The sequence below is a fragment of the Azonexus hydrophilus genome (assembly GCF_001956855.1).
In the GTDB taxonomy this organism is placed as follows: Bacteria; Pseudomonadota; Gammaproteobacteria; order Burkholderiales; family Rhodocyclaceae; genus Azonexus; species Azonexus hydrophilus_A.
In genome coordinates this window covers 184,885-208,725 of record NZ_MTHD01000005.1, presented here as the reverse complement: position 1 = coordinate 208,725, position 23,841 = coordinate 184,885, and the positions used below count along the sequence as shown (strand labels likewise).

16 protein-coding genes are annotated in these 23,841 nt (G+C 61.8%); all 16 read right to left on the bottom strand.

Annotated features, from left to right (window positions below; genetic code table 11):
* Window positions 1-16 precede the first annotated feature (16 nt).
* Window positions 17-2,416, bottom strand: a complete 2,400-nt coding sequence (locus BJN45_RS14450; RefSeq protein ID WP_076096458.1) for a 3-hydroxyacyl-CoA dehydrogenase/enoyl-CoA hydratase family protein — start codon at window positions 2,414-2,416, stop codon at window positions 17-19.
* Between the two features lie 103 nt (window positions 2,417-2,519).
* On the bottom strand, window positions 2,520-4,868 hold the full coding sequence (locus BJN45_RS14445; protein ID WP_076096456.1) for an efflux RND transporter permease subunit: 2,349 nt from the start codon (window positions 4,866-4,868) through the stop codon (window positions 2,520-2,522).
* Entirely contained in the window at window positions 4,865-5,824 is a 960-nt protein-coding gene (locus BJN45_RS14440; protein ID WP_076096454.1) for a WD40/YVTN/BNR-like repeat-containing protein, read from the bottom strand. The genes BJN45_RS14445 and BJN45_RS14440 overlap by 4 nt, the downstream gene beginning before the upstream one ends.
* Window positions 5,825-5,902: 78 nt before the next feature.
* On the bottom strand, window positions 5,903-7,264 hold the full coding sequence (locus BJN45_RS14435; protein ID WP_076096452.1) for a DUF1329 domain-containing protein: 1,362 nt from the start codon (window positions 7,262-7,264) through the stop codon (window positions 5,903-5,905).
* A 31-nt stretch (window positions 7,265-7,295) separates the two neighbouring features.
* A complete protein-coding gene (locus BJN45_RS14430; protein WP_076096450.1) occupies window positions 7,296-9,179 on the bottom strand; it encodes a DUF1302 domain-containing protein in 1,884 nt (627 codons plus the stop codon).
* A gap of 255 nt (window positions 9,180-9,434) precedes the next feature.
* The gene (locus BJN45_RS14425; protein WP_076096448.1) at window positions 9,435-11,354 is read right to left on the bottom strand and encodes a 3-hydroxyacyl-CoA dehydrogenase NAD-binding domain-containing protein; all 1,920 of its coding nucleotides are present in this window, start codon (window positions 11,352-11,354) and stop codon (window positions 9,435-9,437) included.
* Between the two features lie 2 nt (window positions 11,355-11,356).
* Entirely contained in the window at window positions 11,357-12,637 is a 1,281-nt protein-coding gene (locus tag BJN45_RS14420; RefSeq protein WP_076096446.1) for an acetyl-CoA C-acetyltransferase, read from the bottom strand.
* The gene (locus tag BJN45_RS14415; protein WP_076096444.1) at window positions 12,637-14,991 is read right to left on the bottom strand and encodes an acyl-CoA dehydrogenase; all 2,355 of its coding nucleotides are present in this window, start codon (window positions 14,989-14,991) and stop codon (window positions 12,637-12,639) included. The genes BJN45_RS14420 and BJN45_RS14415 overlap by 1 nt, the downstream gene beginning before the upstream one ends.
* A 34-nt stretch (window positions 14,992-15,025) precedes the next feature.
* Window positions 15,026-15,712 (bottom strand): TetR/AcrR family transcriptional regulator, encoded by a 687-nt coding sequence (locus BJN45_RS14410; RefSeq protein ID WP_076096442.1) that lies wholly within the window; start codon window positions 15,710-15,712, stop codon window positions 15,026-15,028.
* Between the two features lie 93 nt (window positions 15,713-15,805).
* Complete coding sequence (locus BJN45_RS14405) at window positions 15,806-18,049, bottom strand: putative bifunctional diguanylate cyclase/phosphodiesterase (protein WP_076096440.1); 2,244 nt, start codon at window positions 18,047-18,049, stop codon at window positions 15,806-15,808.
* A 68-nt stretch (window positions 18,050-18,117) separates the two neighbouring features.
* The gene (locus BJN45_RS14400; protein WP_170873103.1) at window positions 18,118-18,627 is read right to left on the bottom strand and encodes a dihydrofolate reductase; all 510 of its coding nucleotides are present in this window, start codon (window positions 18,625-18,627) and stop codon (window positions 18,118-18,120) included.
* Window positions 18,624-19,007 carry a dihydroneopterin aldolase gene (locus BJN45_RS14395; protein WP_076096436.1) on the bottom strand — a complete coding sequence of 128 codons (384 nt, stop codon included), beginning with the start codon at window positions 19,005-19,007 and terminating at the stop codon, window positions 18,624-18,626. The genes BJN45_RS14400 and BJN45_RS14395 overlap by 4 nt, the downstream gene beginning before the upstream one ends.
* A 106-nt stretch (window positions 19,008-19,113) precedes the next feature.
* Complete coding sequence (locus BJN45_RS14390) at window positions 19,114-19,497, bottom strand: hypothetical protein (RefSeq protein WP_139326357.1); 384 nt, start codon at window positions 19,495-19,497, stop codon at window positions 19,114-19,116.
* Between the two features lie 43 nt (window positions 19,498-19,540).
* Complete coding sequence (locus BJN45_RS14385) at window positions 19,541-19,753, bottom strand: hypothetical protein (RefSeq protein WP_076096432.1); 213 nt, start codon at window positions 19,751-19,753, stop codon at window positions 19,541-19,543.
* Window positions 19,754-19,963: 210 nt separating this feature from the next.
* Window positions 19,964-20,704, bottom strand: a complete 741-nt coding sequence (locus BJN45_RS14380; protein ID WP_076096431.1) for a Crp/Fnr family transcriptional regulator — start codon at window positions 20,702-20,704, stop codon at window positions 19,964-19,966.
* Window positions 20,705-20,932: 228 nt separating this feature from the next.
* Window positions 20,933-23,521 carry a bifunctional aconitate hydratase 2/2-methylisocitrate dehydratase gene (gene acnB, locus BJN45_RS14375; protein WP_076096429.1) on the bottom strand — a complete coding sequence of 863 codons (2,589 nt, stop codon included), beginning with the start codon at window positions 23,519-23,521 and terminating at the stop codon, window positions 20,933-20,935.
* Window positions 23,522-23,841: the final 320 nt, after the last annotated feature.

Sequence of the window (23,841 nt, the reverse complement as noted above, 5' to 3'; positions counted from 1 at the left end):
TTGTCTCCTGACCCGATTAATTACGCAAAGGTTTGCCGGTTTCCAGCATGTGCTTGATCCGGGCCTGGGTTTCGGGGGTTTTCAGCAATTCGACGAAGAGGCGGCGTTCGACGGTGATCAGCCATTCCTCGTCGACCAGGCTGCCGGTTTCGACTTCGCCGCCGCACAGTGCGATGGCGGCCGATTTGGCGACCTTGTAGTCGTGCGCGGAAATCATGCCGCCTTCCTTCATGTTCACCAGCATCATTTCCAGCGTCGCGATGCCGTTCTTGCCGGCGACCGGGATACCGCGCGCCATCGGCGGCGGCGCGTAACCGGCATCGGCCATGGCACGTGCTTCCTTGATGGCGACGAAGAGCAGCTCGTTGGCGTTGAACAGGATGGTGTCGGAGGGCTTGGCAAAGCCCATCTCGACAACTTCGACCGCACTCTTGGCAACCTTAGCCATGGCGATGGTCTGGAATACCGGTTGCAGGAAGTTGAACACTTCACCCGGCGTGGCCGACTGGGCAGCCCATTCGGCGGCGCGCACGGCGAATTCCTTGCAGCCGCCACCGGCCGGAATCAGGCCGACGCCGGCTTCGACCAGGCCGACATAGCTTTCCAGCGCCATGACACGCTTGCCGGCATGCATGACGAACTCGCAACCGCCGCCCAGGGCCATGCCCTGCACCGCGGCGACGGTCGGCACTTGCGCATATTTGAGGGTCTGCGAGGCGCGCTGGAATTTCTCGACGGTTTCTTCCAGCTTGTCGAACTGGCCGGCGGCACAGGCTTCGCCGACCTGCTGCAGATTGGCACCAACGGCGAACGGTGCTTCGTGCCAGACAACGACGCCGTCCAGCGTCGTTTCGGCGTGGCGGACGGCAGCAATCAGGCCGTCGAGCACTTCGTCGCCGATGGTGTGCATCTTGGACTTGAAGGAAATGATGCCGATCTTGCGGTCGACCGCCGGCAGGCACCATAAACGCACGCCGTCGTTCTCGAACAGCGTCTCGCCGGTTTTTTCCGGGTTGAGTGCCGTTTCACCCAGCACGCGCTCGGGGAAGAGCTGGCGCTGATAGACCGGCAGCGTCGAGCGCGGCACGTAGGCATTCTTGCTCGCCGAGTAGGAACCTTCGGCAGTATGTACGCCAGTGCGGCCGGATTCCAGCGCCCAGGCCGGCAGCGCGACCCTGCTCATGGACTTGCCGGCGGCGATGTCGGCGGCGACGGCTTGCGCGATATCACTCCAGCCGGCAGCTTGCCAGGTTTCGAACGGACCCTGCGCCCAGCCGAAGCCCCAGCGCATCGCGAAATCGAGATCGCGCGCATTGTCGGCAACGCTTTCAAGCTGCACAGCGGCGTAGTGGAAGATGTCGCGGAAGATGGCCCACAGGAACTGTGCCTGCGGATGCGGGCAGGCACGCAAGGCGGCGAACTTGTCGGCCGGGTTGCGCATTTTCAGGATGGCGTCGACGTCGGCAGCGATTTCGCCAGCCGACTTGCGGTAATCCTGCGCCGCCAGGTCGAGCACCTGGATTTCCTTGCCTTGCTTCCTGAAGATGCCGCAACGGGTCTTCTGGCCGAGCGCGCCCTGCCCGATCAGCGCCTGCAACCAGGCCGGTGTCGTGAAGTAGGCGTGCCACGGATCGTTGGGCAGCGTGTCCTGCATGGTCTTGACCACATGCGCCAGGGTATCGAGGCCGACCACGTCGGCGGTGCGATAGGTGGCGCTCTTCGGACGACCGATCTTCGGGCCGGTCAGCGCATCGACTTCGTCGAAACCGAGGCCGAAGGCCTGGGTGTGGTGCATGACGGCGAGAATCGAAAAGACGCCGATGCGGTTGGCGACGAAGTTCGGGGTATCCAGCGCGCGGATGACGCCCTTGCCGAGGCGCGAGCTCAGCCAGGTTTCGAGCGCATCGAGGGTACCGGCATCAGTGCTTTGCGTGCCGATGATTTCAACCAGGTGCATGTAGCGCGGCGGGTTGAAGAAATGGATGCCGCAGAAACGCGGCCGGATGGCTTCCGGCAGGCCCTGGGCCAGCGCATTCATCGACAGGCCGGAGGTATTGGAAGCAACAATCGCGTCGGCACCGATGTGCGGTGCGATCTTCGCGTAGAGATCGTTCTTCCAGTCCATGCGCTCGGCGATGGCCTCGATGATGAGGTCGCACTCGGCGAGCAGCGGCAGGTGTTCGTCGTAATTGGCGGCGTCGATGAATTTCAGCTTGCCCTTGCTGGCGAGCGGCGCCGGATCGAGCTTCTTCAGGCCGTCGAGAGCCTTCTTGACGATACCGTTCTTGTCGCCTTCTTTCGCCGGCAGGTCGAACAACACCACAGGCACGTTGGCGTTGGCGAGGTGGGCGGCAATCTGCGCCCCCATCACGCCGGCACCCAGTACCGCTGCTTTCTTAACAATCAGCTTGTTCAAGCTTGTCTCCTTTGTTGGTCTGGTCTGGCTTCGTTAAAAATAAAACGAACGTTTGAATTATAGACAGTGCGTACTTCCGGTCAAGCCATTTTTCATTGCTTTATCAGTGGCTGGCGGGCTTGCTGCCGGCTTTCCCGGGCGTTACCACCAGGAAAGCGGCCAATGCCGGCAGCAGCAGGATCGCGCCGAGCATGTTCACGACGAACATGAAGGCCAGCAGGATGCCCATGTCGGCCTGGAACTTGAGCGCCGAGAAGGCCCAGGTACCGACGCCGATGGCCATCGTTGCAGCCGTGAAGCCGATCGCCGTACCGCGTTGACGCAGGGCTTCGAGGAAGGCTGCCGGCAGGCTGACGCCCTTCTGCAATTCATGCGCCATGCGTTCGTAGAGGTAGATGCCGTAATCAACGCCGACCCCGACACCGAGCGCAATCACCGGCAACGTGGACACCTTGAGGCCGATGCCGAGCACCGCCATCAGCGCGTTGCACAGTACGGCAACGATGGCCAGCGGCAGGATGATGCACAGCGTCGCCCGCCAGGAGCGGAACTCGAGCAGGCACAGCAGGCCGATCGAACCGAACAGCAGCAACAACATGGTCACTTCGGCGGCATCGACGGCTTCGTTGGTCGCCACCATCACGCCAACGTTGCCCGAGGCCAGCTTCAGCTCCAGGTTTTCCGAGGGATTGGCGGCAATGAACTTCTTCACTTCATTGACCACGTGGGCAATCGTCGAGCCCTGATGGTCGCGGGTGAAGATCATGATCTGCATCGTGTTGCAGTCGGTATCGAGCAGGCCGGTGCTGGTATCGATCGGCGTCACCGACTGGGCGAGGATGCTCGGGTCGCGCGACAGCACGCGCCAGCGCGGATTGCCTTCGTTCCAGCCGGCATTGACGGTCTTGGCCATGCCCGGCAACGAAAGCACACCCTGGACACCATGGACGTTGCGCATCGTGGACTCGAAGCGGTCGAGCGTGTCCATGATCGTGAAATCGGTACAGGCGCCATCGACGTTGTGCGACTGGGCGATTACCGACAACACATCGACACCGATCGAGAAGCTGTCGACGATGGCCGCCGTATCGCGGTTGTAGCGCGAATCGTCGTGCAGTTCGGGAATGCCCTTGCCGAGATCGCCGGTGCGCAGATCGCGCGATTGCCAGGTACCGATGGCGAGCAGTACAGCGGCGGCAACCAGGATCACCAGCGCCGGCCGCGGCGCGGCGGCACGCTTGAGCCACACCCACAGCCAGTCGCCACTGTTCTTGCGGCCGGCCGAACGCTGCCGCTCGCTGGGCGACAGATTCATCCACGACAGCAGGATGGTCAGCAGCATCTTGTTGGTCACGATCATCAAGGCCACGCCGAGGCTGGCGGTGATCGCCAGTTCGCGGACCATGTCGATCTCGATGTAGAGGATGACCATGAAGCCGAGCGCATTGGCGAGCAAGGCCATCGCCCCCGGCATGAACAGCTTGAGGAAGGATTTGTGCGCGGCGGTCAGGCCGTCGGCGCCGCCGATGACTTCCAGTTGCCAGGCATTGGTCATCTGCACCGCATGGCTGACGCCGATCGAGAAAATCAGGAAAGGCACCAGGATCGACATCGGGTCGATGCCGTAGCCGAGCAGCGGCAGCAGGCCGAGCAGCCAGATCACCGGAATCATCGCGCAGATCAGCGCGACCGCAGTCAGCTTGGCCGAACCCGAATAGAAATAGAGCAGTACCGCCGTGATGACGAAGGCCACGGCAAAGAACAGCAGGACCGCGCGTGCCCCCTCGGTGATGTCGCCGACTGCCTTGGCGAACCCGATGATGTGCACGGTGACGCCATCCTTCTGGTGGCGGCTGCGGATTTCCTCAAGCTTGCCGGCGACCGCCGCGTAATCGAGGCGTGTTCCGGTCGACGGGTCGATTTCGAGCAATTCCGCACTGACCAGCGCGCCCTTGAAATCGTTCGACACCAGGCGACCAACGCGTCCCGACTTGAGCACGTTGGCACGGACTTCTTCAAGGTCTTCCGGTGTGCCGGCAAAGTCGGCGGGAATGACGTTGCCACCGGCAAAGCCGTCTTCGACAACCTCGATGAAACGGACATTGGGGGTAAACAGCGAAGTCACCGAGGCGCGTTCGACACCGGGCAGGAAAAAAACCTCGTCGGTCACCGCCTTGAGCTTGGCGAAAAACTCAGGCGTGTAGATGTCGCCTTCCTCGATACGCAGCGCCAGCAGCACACGGTTGGCGCCGCCGAAGGTCTTCTGGTACTCGGTGAAGGTCTGCATGTACTCATGCTTGAGCGGGATCATCTTCTGGAAACCCGCATCGACACGCAACTGGGTCGCCGACCAGCTCAATGCCAGCGTGATCAGCACAAACAGCGCCAGGAAGCTGCGCCGCCAGCCGAACAGAAGCTGGCCAATGGCGGTTACGACGGAATTCGTTTTCATTGTTTTTCTCCCTCTGCCGCATCGATGCGGGCAAAGGCACCTTCACCGAAAATCATTGCCTCACCGGCCACCGGCGCGGCCACCGCGGCCATCCACAGGCGGCTGCCCTGCACCGGCAGACGCTTGAACGACGTACCGCCGTCCCGGCTGCCGAGCACGGTACCGTTCTGGCCGACCAGCACGACGCTGCCATCGGTCGTCATCGTGCTGCCGAACAGCGAACCGGCGCCTTCGCTGGCCAGTGTCTGCCAGCTATCGCCACGGTCATCGCTGCGCAGTACCGTACCGCGCATGCCATAGACCAGCACGCCGCCCTGGGCCAGCGGCTGGATGCCGAAATACGAGCCGGCGTAGGCCGGCGGCAGAACTTCCCAGTTGGCCCCGCCATCGTTCGAGCGCAGCAGCGTACCGGCCTCGCCGGCAATCATCAGGGTGCCGTCGGCCAGACGGGCCAGCGCATTGAAGTGACGGTCGCCGTCGACGATCTGCCGTTCGTTCCAGTTCAGGCCACCATCGGTGCTTTCAAAGAAGGCACCATAGGCACCGACGGCCAGCACGTGCTGCGGGCTGACGAAGGTGACATCGAGCAAGGGACGCAACTGGTCCGGCGCGCTGAAAACCGCCTTCCACGTCAGACCGCCATCCTCGCTGCGCAGGATCGCTGCATCGTGACCGACGGCGATGCCGAGCAGATCGGCGAAAGCGACTGCGTTCAGCGTCGATTCGATGCCGCTGGGCACCCGGCGCCAGGCGGCGCCTTCGTTGTCGGAAACGAAGATATATCCGCGCTCGCCAACCGCGACCAGACGCTGGCCGGCGCGTTGCGTATCGAGCAGCAGCGCATTGTTTACGGTGATTTCGGTGGCTGGTAGCGGCGCCCCGTGGCGTGCCGAAAAGGCATAGCTGACGGCCAGCGCAACGAAAATAGCGAAGATCAAACCAATGCTTTTATTCATGAAAATTCCCGGAAGTTGGCGTGCAGGCTGTCCTGCGGGGCAAACATCGCCCCGCAGGCAGCTGCCGCCTGTCTTCGCTTAGCGCGTTCCGATGCCGCGCAGGCCAGCCGGCGTGAAGTCCGCCGAGCTGCGCTTGGTCTTTTCCCAGACCTTGGGTTCGTCGTTGCGCAGGCCCATCGCCAGGTAACGGCCGGACTGCAGGTCATGGTGCACTTCGATGGTGCCGTAGAACATCGGCACGTCGTAGAAGTTGATCGCATGCTGTTCCGAAACACGCCACAACTCGCCGCGCGCGTCGTACTTGTCGGAAACCATGATCATCCAGCTGTCTTCGTCGATGAAGAAGGTGCGCTTCTTGTAGACGTGGCTGGTGCCTTCCTTCAGCGTGGCTTCGACGACCCAGACGCGATGCAGCTCATAGCGCGCATGATCCGGGTTGATGTGGCCCGGACGCAGGACGTCGGCCATCTTCACCTGGCTGCCGGACAACTTGTAGGAGTTGTACGGAACGAACAGTTCCTGCTTGCCGACCAGTTTCCAGTTGTAACGATCGGTGGCGCCGTTGAACATGCCGAAATCGTCATTGGTGCGCAGACCGTCGGCAGCCGTACCCGGATTGTCGTAGGCGACATTCGGGGCAAGACGGACGCGGCGCTGACCCGGGTTGTAGGTCCAAGCGGTACGCGGTTCCTTCAACTGGTCCACCGTTTCGTGCACCAGCAGGATCTGGCCTGCCAGGCGCGCCGGCGCGGTCACCGTCTGCAGGAAGTTGAGCAGCTTGTTCGGCTCGCGATCCTTCTCGGCCTTCGACAGATTGCCATAGGAGAAGTCGTACTCGTACTCGAAACGCACCGGCGTGTAGGCACCATCGCGCGTTACCGCAGCCTGGCTCCAGTTCATCGCATAGGTGTCGCCCTTGTAGCGCATCACCGTATTCCAGATCGCCTCCAGCCCATCCTTGGGGATCGGGAAGGGAACGCCACCGGAAGTGCCGGTGACACCGGCGCCGCCGGTCACCAGCTTGGCGCGGGTGGCGTTGGCGACCGTCTCGTCGAGACTGGCTTTCGGGAAAGTCGCGCTGCGCTGGGTCGGATAGACATTCATTTTCCAGGTCGGATACTTCTTGAGCATCGCGATCTGGCCCGGCGTCAGTTGGGCCTTGTACTTGTCGGCATTGCTGGCGTCGATGGTGAACAGCGGCTTGTCAGCTGCGTAGGGGTCGGGATAGTGACCGCCGGCGACGTGACCAGCCACCGGCTTGGTCAGCCCACCGGTCCAGGCCGGGATCGTGCCCGCTGCGTTGGCCGCTGCCTCGGCGCCCAAGGGCGTCAGGCTCTTGCCCAGCTTGGCTGCATCAGCCGCCGATACTTGCGCTTGTGCAGCCGTCCCGGCAAATGCCAGAACAACAGCCGTGCTCAGAATTGATAAGGCTTTTTTCATGTTTTATGTCTCCTGGTGTCTTCGCTGCTGATCAGAACGAGTAACTGAGGCTGATCGACAGGAAATCGCGGTCAACCATCGGGTTGGTATGACTGGAATAGGTTTGGGCTTGACCTGCCGGAGCAGCAACCGGATCAGTACCGGAAATCTTCTTGCCACCGAAGAAGGCAGTGTAGGCAATATCGGCCTGCCAGTTCTGGCGATAGTTGAAGCCGAAGCCCAAGGTCAGCGCCTTTGCACCCTCGTTGAAAGTCGGGCTGCGGCCATCCACGTCATGCGAGAAGGCCAGTCGCGGCGAGACAGTAACGGAGCCGATCGCATTCGGATAATCCAGGCGACCGACCAGGCGATAACCCCAGGAGTTTTCCGTAGCGAAACAACCGGCCGAGGTGCTGCCGTTGGAAGTCGACGTCGACGAACCAACCTGCGGCAAATGGCAGCCGGACGCAGCAAACTTCAGGTTGGACGGCAGTTCGAGCCGGGTGTAACCAACTTCACCAACGACCACCAGTTGCTCGGCGCCGAAGGTCGGGCCAAAGGTCTTGGTGCCGGTCATCTGCACCTGGTGCATCTTGACCCGGCGATAGCCGCTGATCTCGGTGCCATACGCAACGCCTGCGGCAGCGGTAGCGTTGGTGCTGGTCAACTGGTTGCCAAGACCGACCGCTGCCAGCAGAAGGTCTGCGGACGGCAGCTGGATCGGCTGATTCGGGCGATAAGAGTACTCGCCCTGCAACGCGATACCCGCCGGACCGGTGGTATTGAAGCTCAAGCCCCAAAGTTTGATGTCTTCCGGATACTCGACGAAATAGGTACCGGCACGCCCTGCAGCCGCTGTACAGGCTGCCGCAACACCAGCCACGCCAGCAGTCGGAACATCAAGCACGGTACACCCTGGAACCGGGCTCGCAGCCACTGTCACGCCACCACGATAACCGGAAATAAACGGCGTCCGGCTATGGTAATTGGCGTGATAGAAACCGAATTCCGTGTTGTTCAGCTCCGGTGCAAAGTAGCGAAAGGCAATGCCGTACTGGCCGTCGTTGTCAGCTTCACGGTCCTTCGAGCGTGGCGCCCAGACTGCGGCATTGGCGTTGAGACCAAACGTGCCGGCAATGCCATTGAGGTCATTGCGCCGGCCAAATCCGGTAAATGCGCGGTCTCCGCCCTCGGCGACGAAATCATTGGTACTGAAGAAAGAACCGGCCGGATCGATCTTGGTTTTTTTCCACTCGGTCAGCAAGGCCACCTCGACCGACAGGTTGTCGGTCAGTTCCTGCGAGGCGTAGGCCATCATTGTCGGAATGAAGCCTTCTTTCAGCTCCGAACCGGGCGCACGCAGACGGCTGACATTGACCGGGTTGAGAACATTGATGCCGTTCTGGATGAAGGTGCTCTCGCCCCAACTGACAACCTGCTTGCCCAGACGCAGGTTGAGATTGCGATCACCGATCTTGAACGTACCACGCACGTAGGCGTCGAGAATCTCTGCGTCGGAACCGAGAACATCGCGGGCATCGCGGTTCAGGCTGTCCTTGTGGCGTATCGCCGGATCGTAAAAATACGAGCCACGAACGAAAGCGCCGAAATTGTGATATTTCAGCTCAAGGTCATGCGTTGCCTTCAGTGTCGTGGACACGAGTTCGTGCCGATCGTATCTGAGATTGCCATCATCCGAATTCGGATCACGGGAAGTCCCGCCGTTGGCGATGCTGATCAGCGAGTTCTCACGCCCCTCCATTCGCCAGAGCGCCCCCAGCGAAACCGTCGTATCGAAACTGCCGGTCAACTCGCCCGACTTGAATTCGAACGCCATCACCGACGTCGAACCCGCCGTCAAGGCAATCGCCACTGCGGTCCCGAGCGTGGTGCGCCGGAACCGGGGGTGACACGAACTTCCTGTTTTTTGTCTCATCCTAATCTCCTCCTGTTTATGAAACCGGATCAACCAGTCATGCCTGCTACGAGCTTTGACTACACTTTTCCGGACTTGCGGAAACGCGCGCACCGATCTGACGCCGGTATCGCACTGCTACTACCACCCTGATTGCTACTCACTGCTGACTACAAAATCCCTCGATCAATTGGTCATCGCGAGAAGCAATGTGGCGATCCGGCATTGCCCTGCACTGGATTGCCGCGCTGCGCTCGCAATGACGGTCATATCGAATCAAGCAGCCGCTCCCTGGATGCCTGAATCACGCGAATATTTGATTGGCCCGCCGGCAAAAGGTGCAAACCCGGTACCGAATATTACGCCCGCATCAGCCAGATCGGTATCAGCGATAACCCCTTCGCTCACCAACGCTTGCGTGCGGTCGACCAGCGGTTTGACCAGTTTTTCGGCCAGCCCCGCCGGCACAGCGGCAGCTGCGGCCTTGACCGCCTTGCCGTCGGTCCAGGTATAAAAGCCCTGGCCGGATTTCTTGCCCAGTTGCTGTTTTTCGACCCTCGCCTGCAGACAGCGCGGCGCTTCGGCCCCGCCTGCCAGCTGCTGGCCGGCGGCCATCGCGATGTCAAGGCCGACGGTGTCGATCAGTTCGATCGGTCCCATCGGCATGCCGAAAGCGAGCATGGCTGCGTCCACCGTTTCCGGCGAAATGCCGTCGTCGACCGCACGCATCGCCGCCAGCATGTAAGGCGCGAGCACGGCGTTGACCAGGAAGCCCGGCGCGCTGTTCACCGGCAGCGGCAGCTTGTCGATCTGTTTGACGAAGGCGCAGGCGGCGCGAAGCATGGCCGGGTCGGCGCCTTCGGCTTCGACCACCTCGACCAGCGGCATCATCGCCACCGGGTTGAAGAAGTGGATGCCGACCAGGCGCTCCGGCCGGACCAGCACCGTGCGCAGGTCTTCCAGCTTCAGGCTGGAAGTGTTGCTGGCCAGCACCGCCGTCGGCTTGAGCCTGGGCTCGATGGCACGGAACAACGCGTGCTTCGCCTCGACGTTCTCGAAAATCGCTTCGATGACCACGTCGGCGCGGGCCACACCGTTACCTGCCGGGTCGGGAATCAGGCGGTCGAAAGCGGCGCGGGCACGCAGCGGGTCGCGCAGTTTCTTCTTGAACAGCGCGTGCGCCCGCTTGATCGCCGGTGCGATGCGTTCGACCGACTGGTCCTGCAGCGTCACCGTCAGGCCGCGCAGCGCGCACCAGGCAGCAATGTCGCCACCCATGACGCCGGCACCGACGACATGCACGTGTTTCGCGACGAAATCGCCATCCTTGCCAAAGCTCTTGAGGCGTTCCTGCAGATGGAAGACGCGCAGCAGGTTCTTCGCCGTCGGCGACTGGATGATGCGGTCGACGACTGCCGGTGCAGCCAGCGCGTTGCCGTCGTGTTTCTGCCACAGGTCGATGATCGCGTACGGCGCCGGGTAGTGTTCCGGACGCGCCTTCTTCGCCACCTGCTTGCGCGCGCCGTTGGCGACGACCGATTTCAGCGGACCGGCCAGCAGCTTCTGCACGAAGGGCAGCGGGCGACGCGGACGGTTCGACAGCAGCAGCTTGTGCGCTGCCATCTCCATGACGCGCGGTGGCACGCATTCGTCGGCCAGGCCCATGTTGCGCGCCCGTTTGGCGTCGAGCGACTTGCCGGTCAACATCATGTCCAGCGCCGCCGCCGGGCCGACCCGCTGCGGCAGGCGCAGCATGCCGCCCCAGCCGGGGAAGATGCCGAGCATGACTTCCGGCAGCGCCAGCTTGGTGCCCGGCTCATCGACCGCCAGGATGTAGCGGCAGGCCAGCGCCAGTTCGAGGCCGCCACCGAGGCAATGACCGCGCACCAGCGCCAGCGTCGGATACTTGACCGCCGCCAGCCGGTTGAACAGGTCCCAGCCGCGGGCAACCAGTGCCCGGCCCTTTTCCGGTGTGTCCAGTTGCGAGAATTCGTTGATATCGGCACCGGCGACGAAGCCGGCTGCCTTGCCCGAGCGGATGATCAGGCCCTTGGGCGGATACAGGTCGAGCTGGTCAAGGACTTGCGCCAATTCAGCCATCACTTCCGCCGACAGCGCATTGGTGCTTTCGCCCGCACGGTCGAGCACGGCGACGACAACCCCGCCCTCTTCCTTGTTCAGTTTCCAGTGTTTCATGATCAGCAGGCCTCCACGAGCATGGCGCCGCCGAGGCCGCCACCGATGCAGATGGTCGCCACGCCACGTTTGGCCTTGTTGCGGCGTAGAACATGCAACAGGTGCAGCACGATGCGCGCGCCCGAGGCGCCGACCGGATGGCCGATGGACACTGCACCGCCATCGACGTTGAGGCGATCGTCGGGGATTTCGCCGAAGGCGCCGGGCAGATCCAGCTGTTCGCGACAGTAGGCATCATCCTGCCATGCCGCCTGGCAGCCAAGCACCTGCGCGGCGAAGGCTTCGTTGAGCTCCCAGTAATCGATGTCGGCCAGCGTCAGGCCGTGGCGCTGCAGGATCGGCGTGGATGCATGCACCGGGCCGAGACCCATCTGCTCAGGTTCCAATCCAGCCCACTGGCTGTCGATGATCTTGCCGATCGGCTGCAGGCCCCATTTCTGTACCGCTTCTTTCGAAGCGAGCAGCACCCAGGCGGCGCCGTCGGTGATCTGCGAGCTGTTGGCGGCGGTGATGTTGCCGTATTTCTTGTCGAAGAACGGGCTCGGCTTGGCCATGCCGGCCAGCGTCGCATCGGCACGCACGCCGTCGTCCTCGGCGTAAACCTTGCCGTTGCCGTCAACCAGCGGCACGATTTCTTCGAGATGCCCGGCCTGACGCGCGGCCAGCGAACGTAGATGGCTGCGCACGGCGAATTCGTCCATCTGCCGGCGCGAGATACCGAACTTCCAGGCGATGTTTTCGGCGGTCTGGCCCATCAACAAGCCAACGACCGGATCGGTCAGGCCCTTCATCAGGCCGATCACCGGCGTCAGCAAGGCGGCCGGGCGCAGTTTGAGGAAATGACCGAGTTTCTGCCCCATCGTGCGCATGCCCATCATGCCGGCAAACCAGCGCACCATCGTGTCCGAATAAAGCAGCGGCGCCCGCGACAGGGCATCAACGCCGCCGGCCAGGACCAGCTCAGAACGGCCGCACAGGATGTTCGCGATGGCCGAATCGATGGCCTGCATGCCGGACGCGCAATTGCGCATCACCGTCCAGCCTGGCACCTTCTTGCCGCAACCGAGACGCAGCGCGACCATACGGCCGATGTTGGTCTCGTCCGGCGACGGTGCGGCGCAGCCGAGGATGACCTCGTCGAGATCGGACGGCAGGAAGGGCTGGCGCAGCAGCAGCGCACGGCCGGCCTGGGTCGCCAGGTCGGAGGCGGCGAACGGCCCGGGGCCCTTCTGCGCTTTCAAAAACGGCGAGCGGGCGCCGTCGACCACATAAATCGTCTTCATCAGGCAGCCATCCGGTCGTTGGCCGGCTTGTTGGCCGTGGCCACGCCGTAGTCGAAGGGGAAATCATCGACATGGACGACGATGTCGCGCAGGTGATTGCGTCGCTTCATCACCTCGTATTCGGCGGCGTTGATGACCCCGGTTTCGAAAGCAACGATGGCGATGTCGCGGACGTTGGCCTGCGGATTGTTGTCGAATCGGCCGTCCTTCTCGGCGGCACGGATCTTCGCCTCGATCTGCTCGGCTTCCAGCGTCGCCTTCAGTGCCAGTTCGATGGCGCCGACCGGCTCGTTCTCGCTCAGCGGCAGGTAGCACTCGGCGGTCAGCCGGTCGCGGCTGGCCGACGGCGCGATCAGCAGCTTCGCCACCTGGTGGCCGACAGCGTCAGACGGCACGACATACGGATGGCCCCACGGGAAGATGATGCGATTGACCACAGCGGCAATGAAGCGCACCGGGAAGTTGGCGATGACGCCGTCGAAGGCTTCCTGGGTCTTGTACATTGCGTCCCAGATCGCCCAGTGGGCGAGCGGTGCATCTGCAGCCTGGCGGCCTTCTTCCTCGTAGCGTTTCAGCGTGCAGGAAATCAGGTACATCTGTGCCAGGATGTCGCCGAGGCGGGCCGACAGCTTTTCACGGCGCTTGACGCTGCCGCCAAGCACCAGCAGCGAGACGTCGGAAAGGAAGGCAAAGGCCGCCGAGAAGCGCGTCAGTTGCTGGTAGTAGCGCTTCATTTCCGGTGCCACATCGGTGTTGACCGCAGAAAAATGCGAACCGGTGATACCCAGCCACAACGCGCGCAGGCTGTTGCGGATGGTGAAGCCGATGTGGCCGAACAAGGCCTGGTCGAAATCAACCAGACCCTGGCGTGCATCCGGATTCTGCGCCGCACGCATTTCCGGCAGCAAGTACGGATGGCAGCGAATCGCGCCCTGGCCGAAGATGATCAGCGAGCGAGTCAGGATGTTTGCGCCTTCGACGGTGATCGCCACCGGAATCTGCTGGTAGGCGCGGCCAAGGAAATTCGACGGGCCAAGACAGATGCCCTTGCCGCCGATCACGTCCATGCCGTCATTGACGACGACGCGGGCGCGCTCGGTGACGTGGTACTTGGCGATGGCCGAAACCACCGATGGCTTCTCACCGAGATCGACGGCACCGGCGGTCATCTTGCGCACCGCATCCATCATGTAGGTGTAGGCGCCGATGCGGGTCAGCGCTTCCTCGACGCCCTCGAACTTGCCGACCGCCATTTTGAACTGCGAGCGGACGCGGGCATAACCGCCGACGGCACGCGCCGTCATCTGCGCCATGCCGGTGTTCGACGACGGCAGCGAGATCGAGCGCCCTGCCGCCAGGCACTCCATCAGCATGCGCCAGCCCTGCCCGGCCATCGCCGGCCCACCGATGATGAAATCGAGCGGCATGAAGACTTCCTTGCCGCGCGTCGGGCCGTTCATGAACATGGCGTTGAGCGGGAAGTGACGCCGCCCGGTATCGACGCCCGGGTGATCGTAAGGCACCAGCGCGCAGGTGATGCCGATATGCTTCTTGTCACCGATCAGGCCGTCCGGATCATACAGATGGAAGGCCAGGCCGAACACCGTGCACACCGGCGCCAGCGTGATGTAGCGCTTGTCCCAGGAGACGCGCATGCCGAGCACTTCCTTGCCCTGATAGATGCCCTTGCAGACAACGCCGGAATCCGGGATAGACGCCGCATCGGAACCGGCCCACGGGCTGGTCAGCGCGAAGGCCGGCACCTCGATGCCCTTGGCCAGGCGCGGCAGGTAATGGTTCTTCTGTTCCTCGGTGCCGTAATGCAGCAGCAGTTCGGCCGGGCCGAGCGAGTTCGGCACCATCACCGATACCGACAAGGCGGAGGAGCGGGTCGACAACTTGGTCACCACTTGCGAGTGGGCATAGGCCGAGAACTCCAGGCCGCCGTACTTCTTCGGGATGATCATGCCGAGGAAGCCTTTATCCTTGATGTAGCGCCAGGCTTCGTTCGGCAGGTCGTAGAGTTCGTGGGTGACTTTCCAGTCGTCGACCAGGCGGCAGGCTTCTTCACATTCCTTGTCGAGGAAGGATTGTTCCTCAGTCGTCAGCTTCGGCTGCGGATAGGCATGCAGCTTCTGCCAGTCCGGTTTGCCGCGAAACAGCTCGCCCTCCCACCAGACGGTGCCGGCTTCGAGTGCGTCGCGTTCGGTATCGGACATCTGCGGCAGTACCTTGCGGTAGGCGGAAAAAATGGACCGGGTGATCACGGCCCGGCGCACAGGCCGGACCAGGATCAACCCGGCCAAAACCACCAGGGCAAATACCCCGAGCAGAGGGATGAGGTTATTGGACATGCATGTCTCCGAATATTTTTTTGGTTTTTGACGATCAGCTGCGGTCGACCGCAACAGGTTCGAAATGGGGCAACGGGGCGCGCAGGCCACCGATCAGGAAGGACATCAGACGCGGCACCAGACGGTCAAGACGATCGACCGAGTCTTCTTCTTCGATCTGCCAGTCGGTGACCAGACGCAGCGCGTCGGTACCGGCAATGGCGTACGAGGTGGCACCGAGCATGAAATGGAAGCGCCAGACGATCTCGGCTTTCGGCACTTCGGGCAAGGCACGGAACAACGCTTCCTTGAAGCGATCCATGACGACCTTGTACTCATGCGCCAGAAAGGCACGGATGAACTCGGAAGGTTCGGTCAGCGTGCGACCAAGCAGGCGCAGGAAGGTCATGCCGCCGCGGGCTTCGTCTTCAGCCATGCGCAGCAGCGTGCCAAAGAAGGCATCGACAATCAGCGACGGCTTGACCGGCTGGCCTCCGGCATCAGCTTCCAGCCGATCGAGCACGCGCATGCGCTCTTCGTTCAGCCAGTCCAGACGCCGCCGGAAAACCTCCTGAATCAGCGCTTCCTTGGAGCCGAAGTGATAATTGACCGCGGCCAGATTGACCGCTGCCTCACCGGTGATCTGACGCATCGACGTCCCGTCGTAGCCGTGCGTCATGAACAGGCGCTCGGCCGAATCCAGGATGCGCTCACGGGTATCTACATTACGAATTTCAGCCATCGTGCTCTTTCATGATTCATACGTTTGTTTGAATCATAAGAAAAGCACAGTGCCTTTGCAAGCTCTTTCTCGCTGGGGGAAAACCACGCAACGCTACTGCGGGAAGTTGCGTTCGCGAATGAAGGCGATGACCTCGTCAGCCGGGACCGGCCGGCTGAACAGGTAACCCTGGATCAGATTGCAGCCGCGGGCCTTCAGGTAAGCCAGTTGCTCCTCGGTCTCGACCCCTTCGGCGACCACTTCCAGGCCGAGATTGTGGGCCAGTCCGATGGTGGCATCGCAGATCACCTGACCATCGATATCCTGGCCGATATCCTCGACAAAGGAACGATCGAGCTTGAGTTTGTCGAGGGCAAACATGCGCAGATAGCTGAGCGATGAATAGCCGGTACCGAAATCATCCAGCGCCAGTTCCACGCCCATGTCGTGCAGGATATCGAGGACACGCACGGTCTCATCCGGATGTTCCATCGCCACCGATTCGGTGATCTCGAAAACCAGATCGCCTGGAACCAGGGAATAGGCTTCAATGATGCCGCGCGCCAGCACCGAAAGATCGCTGTTGCGCATCTGGATGGCAGAGATATTGATCGCCATCTTGACACCGGCAATACCGGCCGCGCGAAAATCAGCGAGTTGCCGGCAGGCTGCCCAGATGACCCAGTCGCCGATCGGCTGGATCAAGCCGGTTTCCTCGGCCACGCCGATGAACAGGCCGGGTGGCAGCAAACCACGCGTCGGATGCTGCCAGCGGATCAGCGCCTCGACGCTGGAAACCCGCCCCGTACGCACATCGATCACCGGCTGATAATGCAACCTGAATTCGTCCCGACCCAGCGCCTGACGCAGGGCATGCTCGATACCGAGACGCTCCAGCGCCGCCTCGTTCATCTTTGCATCGAAAAACTGGAAATTGTTCCGACCGGCCGACTTGGCGTGATACATCGCCGCATCGGCATTTTTCATCAGCGTTTCACTGTCGTTGCCATCCATCGGGTAAATGGCAATGCCGATGCTGGGTGTGGTGTAGAGCGTATGCGCGCCGACCGGGTAAGGTTCGGCCACGCTTGCCACCAGCTTTTCTGCAACCATCGCCACCGAACTGGAGTGCTCGACACCGCTCAGCATCACCACGAATTCGTCGCCACCGAGCCGGGCCACCATGTCGCTTTCGCGAACGCACTGGCGCAGCCGGCGGCTGACATGGATGAGCAGTTCATCGCCGACGTGATGCCCCAGAGTATCGTTGATCACCTTGAAACGATCGAGGTCGATGAACAGCAACGCAACCCGGCTCGACTCGCGCCGGGCCAGCGCCAGGGCATGCTCCAGCCTGTCCTTCAGGCTGAAACGGTTGTGCAGCCCGGTCAGCATGTCGTGATGCGCCATGTGATGCAACCGGGCCTCGGTCGCACGCTCGGCCGAAACATCGGTGAAATGCGCGATGTAATAGCGAATGCTGCCTTCGTCGTCGCGCATCACCGAGATCGACAGCCACTTCGGATAAACCCCACCGTCCTTGCGCCGATCCCAGACCTCACCCTGCCAGTAGCCCTTCTGGACGATTGCCGTCCACATTTTTTCGTAATCGGCCGCCTCCGTCCTCCCGGCCGACAACATGCTGGGGTTCCGGCCAATGACTTCCTGCTGCGAATAACCGGTCAGGGTCGTGAATGCCGGATTCACGGTGACGATCCGGTTGTCGTGATCAGTGATCATGATGGCTTCGCCACTATGATGGAAGGCGGTGCCCAGCAACTGCATCTGCGATTCCATGCGCCGGATGTCGGTAATGTCCTGTGCGGTCCCGATCGAACGCAAGGGTTTGCCATCCTCATCATAGGAACTCTCGCCACGCTCACGAATCTGCCGGACATGCCCGTCGGCCGTGATCATCCGGTGTTCGACCTCGTAGGGTTCACGGTTCCTGAGCGCATTGCGGTAAGCCTGATCGACACGCTCCCGGTCTTCCGGATGCACGATCTGCAAGAAGCGCTTGTAATCTCCCGGACCGTCTTTCGGGTCCATTTCGAAGATCCGGTACAACTCTTCGGACCAGAACAGGCGATTGCCCGCGATATCCAGTTCCCAACTGCCAATCTGCGCCAGACGCTGTGCCTCGCGCAATTGCTGCCGGCTGCGCTGCAACTCGGCGATCACCTGCTTGCTGCGCTGCAGTTGCAGCCACCCCAACCAGGCGACGAGTGCCATGCCGGCAAAAATGGCGAGCCAGATCAGGCCGTAGCCGGCGTACGCAGCCCCAAGGCCGCTACCGACCAGCGCCAGAACAAGCAGTACCTGGCTAATACCCAGCTTGGCTATCCGACAGGAATTCATCAAATGGAGTGCCCCGAAATGGCATTGACTTCATTGTGCGCACTCAAGGCGCAAACATCAATCACGTGTCACGGAACACGCGGATTCGCCTGTTCGTACTGGATGAACCGACACGCCACCGGCGCACCGGACTTTCTCTCCAGGTAAGACTCAACCCGCTCGGACAGCACCGACCAGTCGGCCAGCGGGATCACGTCCGGAAACAAGGTATCGCCAGCAAATTCGCGTTCGATACGGGTCAGGTAAAAGCGCTGGCAATACGGCCAGGCAGCGGCATAAACCGAAGCCCCGCCAATGACGAACACCGGCTTTCCGGTCGCCAGCGCCTGGCGCAGCCCCTCCTCCACCGAGACGACACGATGACAACCCGACTTCAGGCGCAGATCCGGCTGGCGCGAAACCACGAAGGAATCCGGCGGCACGACATCCATCGACTCGTAGGTCGCCCGGCCGACAACCAGCGCCGCCCCTTCGACGGTACGCTCGAAATAGGCCAGTTCCTCCGGAATATCCCAGGGCAGCCAGTTGTCCAGTCCGAGCACGCCATTGGCGGCAACAGCACCGATCGCTGCAATCATGGACGCTTCTTCTGCCATTGCTCGCGCGTCATCGTCAGCGAAATCGCCGGCGTGCCCTGTCCGTTGTAAACATGGGGCTTGTGCATGGAAACGAAGGCGGAGGAAACCACCGGGATCGAGAATATCGCGTCCATGACTTCGAGGATGCTCGACTCCAGACATTCGCAATGGGGGTTAGCCTCCAGACGGCGGATTGCCAGGAAGATCACCTCGTAGTCGACAACCTGCCGGATGTCGTGGGGATCGGCAATGGCATCCATCGGCGCCCACGCATCGGCATGCACGATGACCGCCTGCGGACCATGCTTTTCCAGGGGATTGCAACCGGTCCGCAACTGTATCGTCGCATCGACCGAAGCACACCAGTGATTGGTCTGCACTTTCGAACTCCTGAGAACTGTGGGAAAAGACAGCAACATACCAGAGCACGCTCGAGCGCGCACAAAAAAGGCGCCGAAGCGCCTGTTGACCGCAACATCGGCCAGATCAGGCCGTCACGTTGATCAGCGTACCTGTCGCCTGACCTTCCGCATTGGTGTAGGCTGCCGGCGCCTCTGTCTCCGCTGCCGGGGGAGCGAGCACATTGGCGATCTGCTCGCGCAGGGCGCCCAACTGCGTATTGACTTCGCCAACTGACTGCAACGTGGAGACATTTCGCCGGGCACTGTCGGCATCGCCACGCGCCTGAACCGAACTGGTCTGCAGTTCCCGGGCATTACTCTGGGCCTGTACGGCCTCCTGCTGCGCAGCCCGTGCCTGGGTCTGCAAGGCCCGGGCACGCTGCTCGGCCTGCTCGGCATTGCGCTGAGCCTGTTGCATCTGCAACTGACCCAATGCCGCTGAACTGCTGCCTTGTGCTCCGGAAATCATCGTTGCCACCTCAACCCATCAAACCGCGCCACGCGCGGCGCGCTCAAGCCGTGGTGTTGATCAACGTGCCGGTCTGCTGCCCCTGGGCATTGGTGACCGGACGCGATGCTTCCTCGGTCTGCTGAACCTGCTGGTCCGGACGCAATTGCTGCGCACGACTTTCCACCTGCTGCTGCTCCTGCGCAGGCTGCGGACGGGCCGACTGAACGCTGGTACTGGCATATGCACCGGATGCGCCTACAGATGCGATTTCCATTTTGATCTCCTGAAAGGCTACTGCTACGCCCTTACTCTACACCATTCCGAAAAATCTTCCAGCCCGGAAGCCAATTCCCCTTTAAAAACATAACTCCAAGCATAGCGAACCACCGGCACCGCTGTGCCACATAACCAAGCCTATCTCGAGCACGGGCAACAGACTCAGGCAGCGATTGGCGAAAACTGCCCACTGCTACGCCGGCGGGTTTTACATCGCCGGCAGCTTTGTCCAGACGCCACCGGTGAGCGGCTGACCTGATAGACAAGCCGCCAGGGCCGACATCTCCGGGATGACGACGCGCCGCCCCTTGAGGACGATCGTGCCCAACTGGTGCAGTTCGCGCAAGACCCGGGAAAAATGCTCCTGAGTCAGGTTCAGTTGTGAGGCGATCAGGCCCTTGGCGACATCGAGATCGATCACCGCGCCATCACACAGCCGGCCGGAAGACGCCAGTTCGGCGAACAGGTAACGGACAGTGCGCTCGGTAGCGCTGTACAGCCGGATCGTCTTGTGCTCTATCAGCAGCCGATGGTAGCCACTGGCAACACCGGCCAGAAAGTGGCGCATCAGGCCCGGATTGCCTGCCATCACCTCGAGCATGCAGCTCTTGGTCAGGTGAACTAATGCCAAGTCGCAGAGTGCCTGCGAAAAGAACGCGTAAGGCTGATCGACGAAAAGCATCGCCTCGCAGAACACCTGCCCCGGCCGCACGACCTGAATCACCTTTTCGTGGCCCTGCGACGAGATGAAGGCGAGCTTCACCTGACCGTCGAGGACAATGAACATGCCTTGGCAGAGATCGCCCTGCCGGACCAGCATCTGGCCCCGGGTTGCGAAGATGTGAGTGGCGCCAGCGGCGAGCGTGGCGAGCTCGGCCGGTGAAAGCGCCGAGAATTGAGGCAGACTGCCGAGCAGCACGGCCACGTCGATTGCCTGGTGTTTGCACATCGATCCGCTCCGGTCATGGCTTTGTTGGTGACCGGATGAAATTATCATCGCCCTCGAGGATTTGATATTGGTCAAATTCCGAGATCACCCCCTCCACGAATCCTGCCCATCAGGACACACCGCGCTCAGGCAGTCAGTTGATCCTACGAAAAAGCCCCCGCCGGTTTCCCGGCGGGGGCTTTTTCAGATTGCTGCGGTCGACCGGCAAAACCGGCCGATTTTCGCAACTTACATCTCTACAGTCGCAGCCTGCTCGACAAACTCCGGAATCTGATCGAAGTTCATGTAGCGATAGACTTCACCGGCCTTGGCGTTCACAAGCTTGATCTGCTCCATGTACTCCGGCACCGTGACGATGCGACCGGCCAGGGCGCACATGGCGGCCAGTTCGGCGGAACTCAGATAAACTTGGGTGTCGATACCGAGGCGGTTCGGGAAGTTGCGGGTGGAGGTGGAGATCGCCGTCGAACCCTTGCGGATCTGCGCCTGGTTACCCATGCACAGCGAGCAGCCCGGCATTTCCATGCGCGCGCCGGACTTGCCGAGGACGCCGTAGTAGCCTTCTTCGGTCAGGATCAGCGCGTCCATCTTGGTCGGCGGGGCGATCCACAGACGGGTCGGGATGTCGGACTTGCCTTCGAGGACCTTGGCGGCAGCACGGAAGTGGCCGATGTTGGTCATGCACGAGCCGATGAAAACTTCGTCAATCTTGGCGCCGGCGACTTCGGAGAGGATCTTGACGTCGTCCGGATCGTTCGGGCAGGCCAGGATCGGCTCGGTGACTTCGGCCAGGTCGATTTCGATGACCGCGGCGTACTGAGCGTTGGCATCGGCCTTGAGCAGCGTGCCGTTGGCGATCCAGTCTTCCATGGCGGCGATGCGGCGCTTCAGCGTGCGGGCGTCCTGGTAGCCTTCAGCGATCATCCACTTCATCAGCGTGATGTTCGAGGTCATGTACTCGACGATCGGTTCCTTGTTCAGGGCGATCGCGCAGGCAGCGGCGGAACGCTCGGCGGCGGCGTCGGACAGTTCGAACGCTTGCTCAACCTTCAGATCCGGCAGGCCTTCGATTTCCAGGATGCGGCCGGAGAAGACGTTCTTCTTGCCCTTCTTCTCTACGGTCAGCAGGCCGGCCTTGATGGCGTACAGCGGAATGGCGTTGACCAGGTCGCGCAGGGTAATGCCATCCTGCATCTTGCCCTTGAAGCGGACCAGCACCGATTCCGGCATATCCAGCGGCATGACGCCGGTGGCGGCGGCAAAGGCGACCAGACCGGAACCGGCCGGGAAGGAGATGCCGATCGGGAAGCGGGTGTGCGAGTCACCGCCGGTACCAACGGTATCCGGCAACAGCAGGCGGTTCAGCCAGGAGTGGATGACGCCGTCGCCCGGACGCAGCGAGACGCCACCACGGGTCGAGATGAAGGACGGGAGTTCGCGGTGCATCTTGACGTCGACCAGCTTCGGATAAGCGGCGGTGTGGCAGAAGGACTGCATGACGAGGTCGGCGGAGAAGCCGAGGCAGGCCAGGTCTTTCAGTTCGTCGCGGGTCATCGGGCCGGTGGTATCTTGCGAACCGACGGTGGTCATCTTCGGCTCGCAGTAGGTACCCGGCAGGATGCCGGTCACGCCGCAGGCCTTGCCAACCATCTTCTGGGCCAGCGAGTAACCCTTGCCGTCGTCAGCCGGGTTTTGCGGCAGACGGAACAGCGTCGATTGCGGCAGGCCGAGGAATTCGCGCGCCTTGGTGGTCAGGCCACGGCCGATGATCAGCGGAATACGACCGCCGGCACGGACTTCGTCGAGGATGACCAGGGTCTTCAGTTGCGATTCGGCAATCACGGCGCCATTCTTCAGCGCGGTGACCTTGCCGGTAGCTTGGTCGACCTTCAACTCGATCTCGTCGCCCATGTCCATCTGACCGGCATCGATTTCGATCGGCAGGGCGCCGGCATCTTCCATGGTGTTGAAGAAGATCGGAGCGATCTTGGAACCCAGGCAGAAACCGCCGAAACGCTTGTTCGGGACGAACGGGATGTCTTCGCCGGTGAACCACAGCACCGAGTTGGTGGCGGACTTGCGCGAAGAACCGGTACCAACCACGTCACCGACGTAGGCGATCAGGTTACCCTTGGCGGCCAGCGCTTCGAGTTGCTTGATCGGGCCACGGGCACCAGGTTCGTCAGGGTTGATACCCGGACGGGCGTTCTTCAGCATGGCCAGCGCGTGCAGCGGGATGTCAGGACGCGACCAGGCATCCGGAGCCGGCGACAGGTCGTCGGTGTTGGTTTCGCCGGTGACCTTGAAGACGGTCAGCTTCTGCGAAGCCGGGACTTCCGGACGCGAGGTGAACCACTCGGCGTCGGCCCACGACTGCATCACGCCCTTGGCGTTGGCGTTGCCGGCCTTGGCCAGTTCGGCGACATCGTGGAAGAAGTCGAACACCAGCAGGGTCTTCTTCAGGCCTTCGGCGGCGACGGCGCCGCAGGTCGGACAGGCGAGCAGGTCGATCAGCGGCTTGACGTTGTAACCGCCGAGCATGGTGCCAAGCAGTTCGGTGGCTTTTTCCTTGGAAATCAGCGCACAGGCTTCTTCGCCCTTGGCGACCTTGGCCAGGAACTCGGCCTTGACCTTGGCGGCATCATCGACACCAGCCGGCACGCGGTAGGTGATCAGCTCGACCAGGGCTGCTTCTTCGCCAGCCGGCGGATTCTTCAGCAGGGCGACCAGTTCAGTGGTCTGTTGCTTGGACAGGGGCAGCGGCGGGATACCGAGGGCTGCACGCTCTGCTACGTGGGCGCGATAGGCTTCAAGCACGGCGACTTCCTTTCGTAAAGGGTTGCTCTAGGGAAACGAATATTTTACGACAACGGCGACGGCTTGATGGTTCGCAAAACTGCATTCCCAGGCCGGCACCCGCAGGTCTTATATATTTTATATGTTAGTTCACCTGCGCGCCATATCCTGAACCACAACAGGCTCATTTACCGGGAAGACCAGGCGACGAATTGCCCAAAAATCAGGCACCGACCCCAAACCCCTTATCCCTCAATGGATTGGCGCATCTTTCCCGAGCTTATCCACAGCCTTGTCCGACCCGAAGGGGGATAAATGCCCTTTATGCACACAGACTGCTA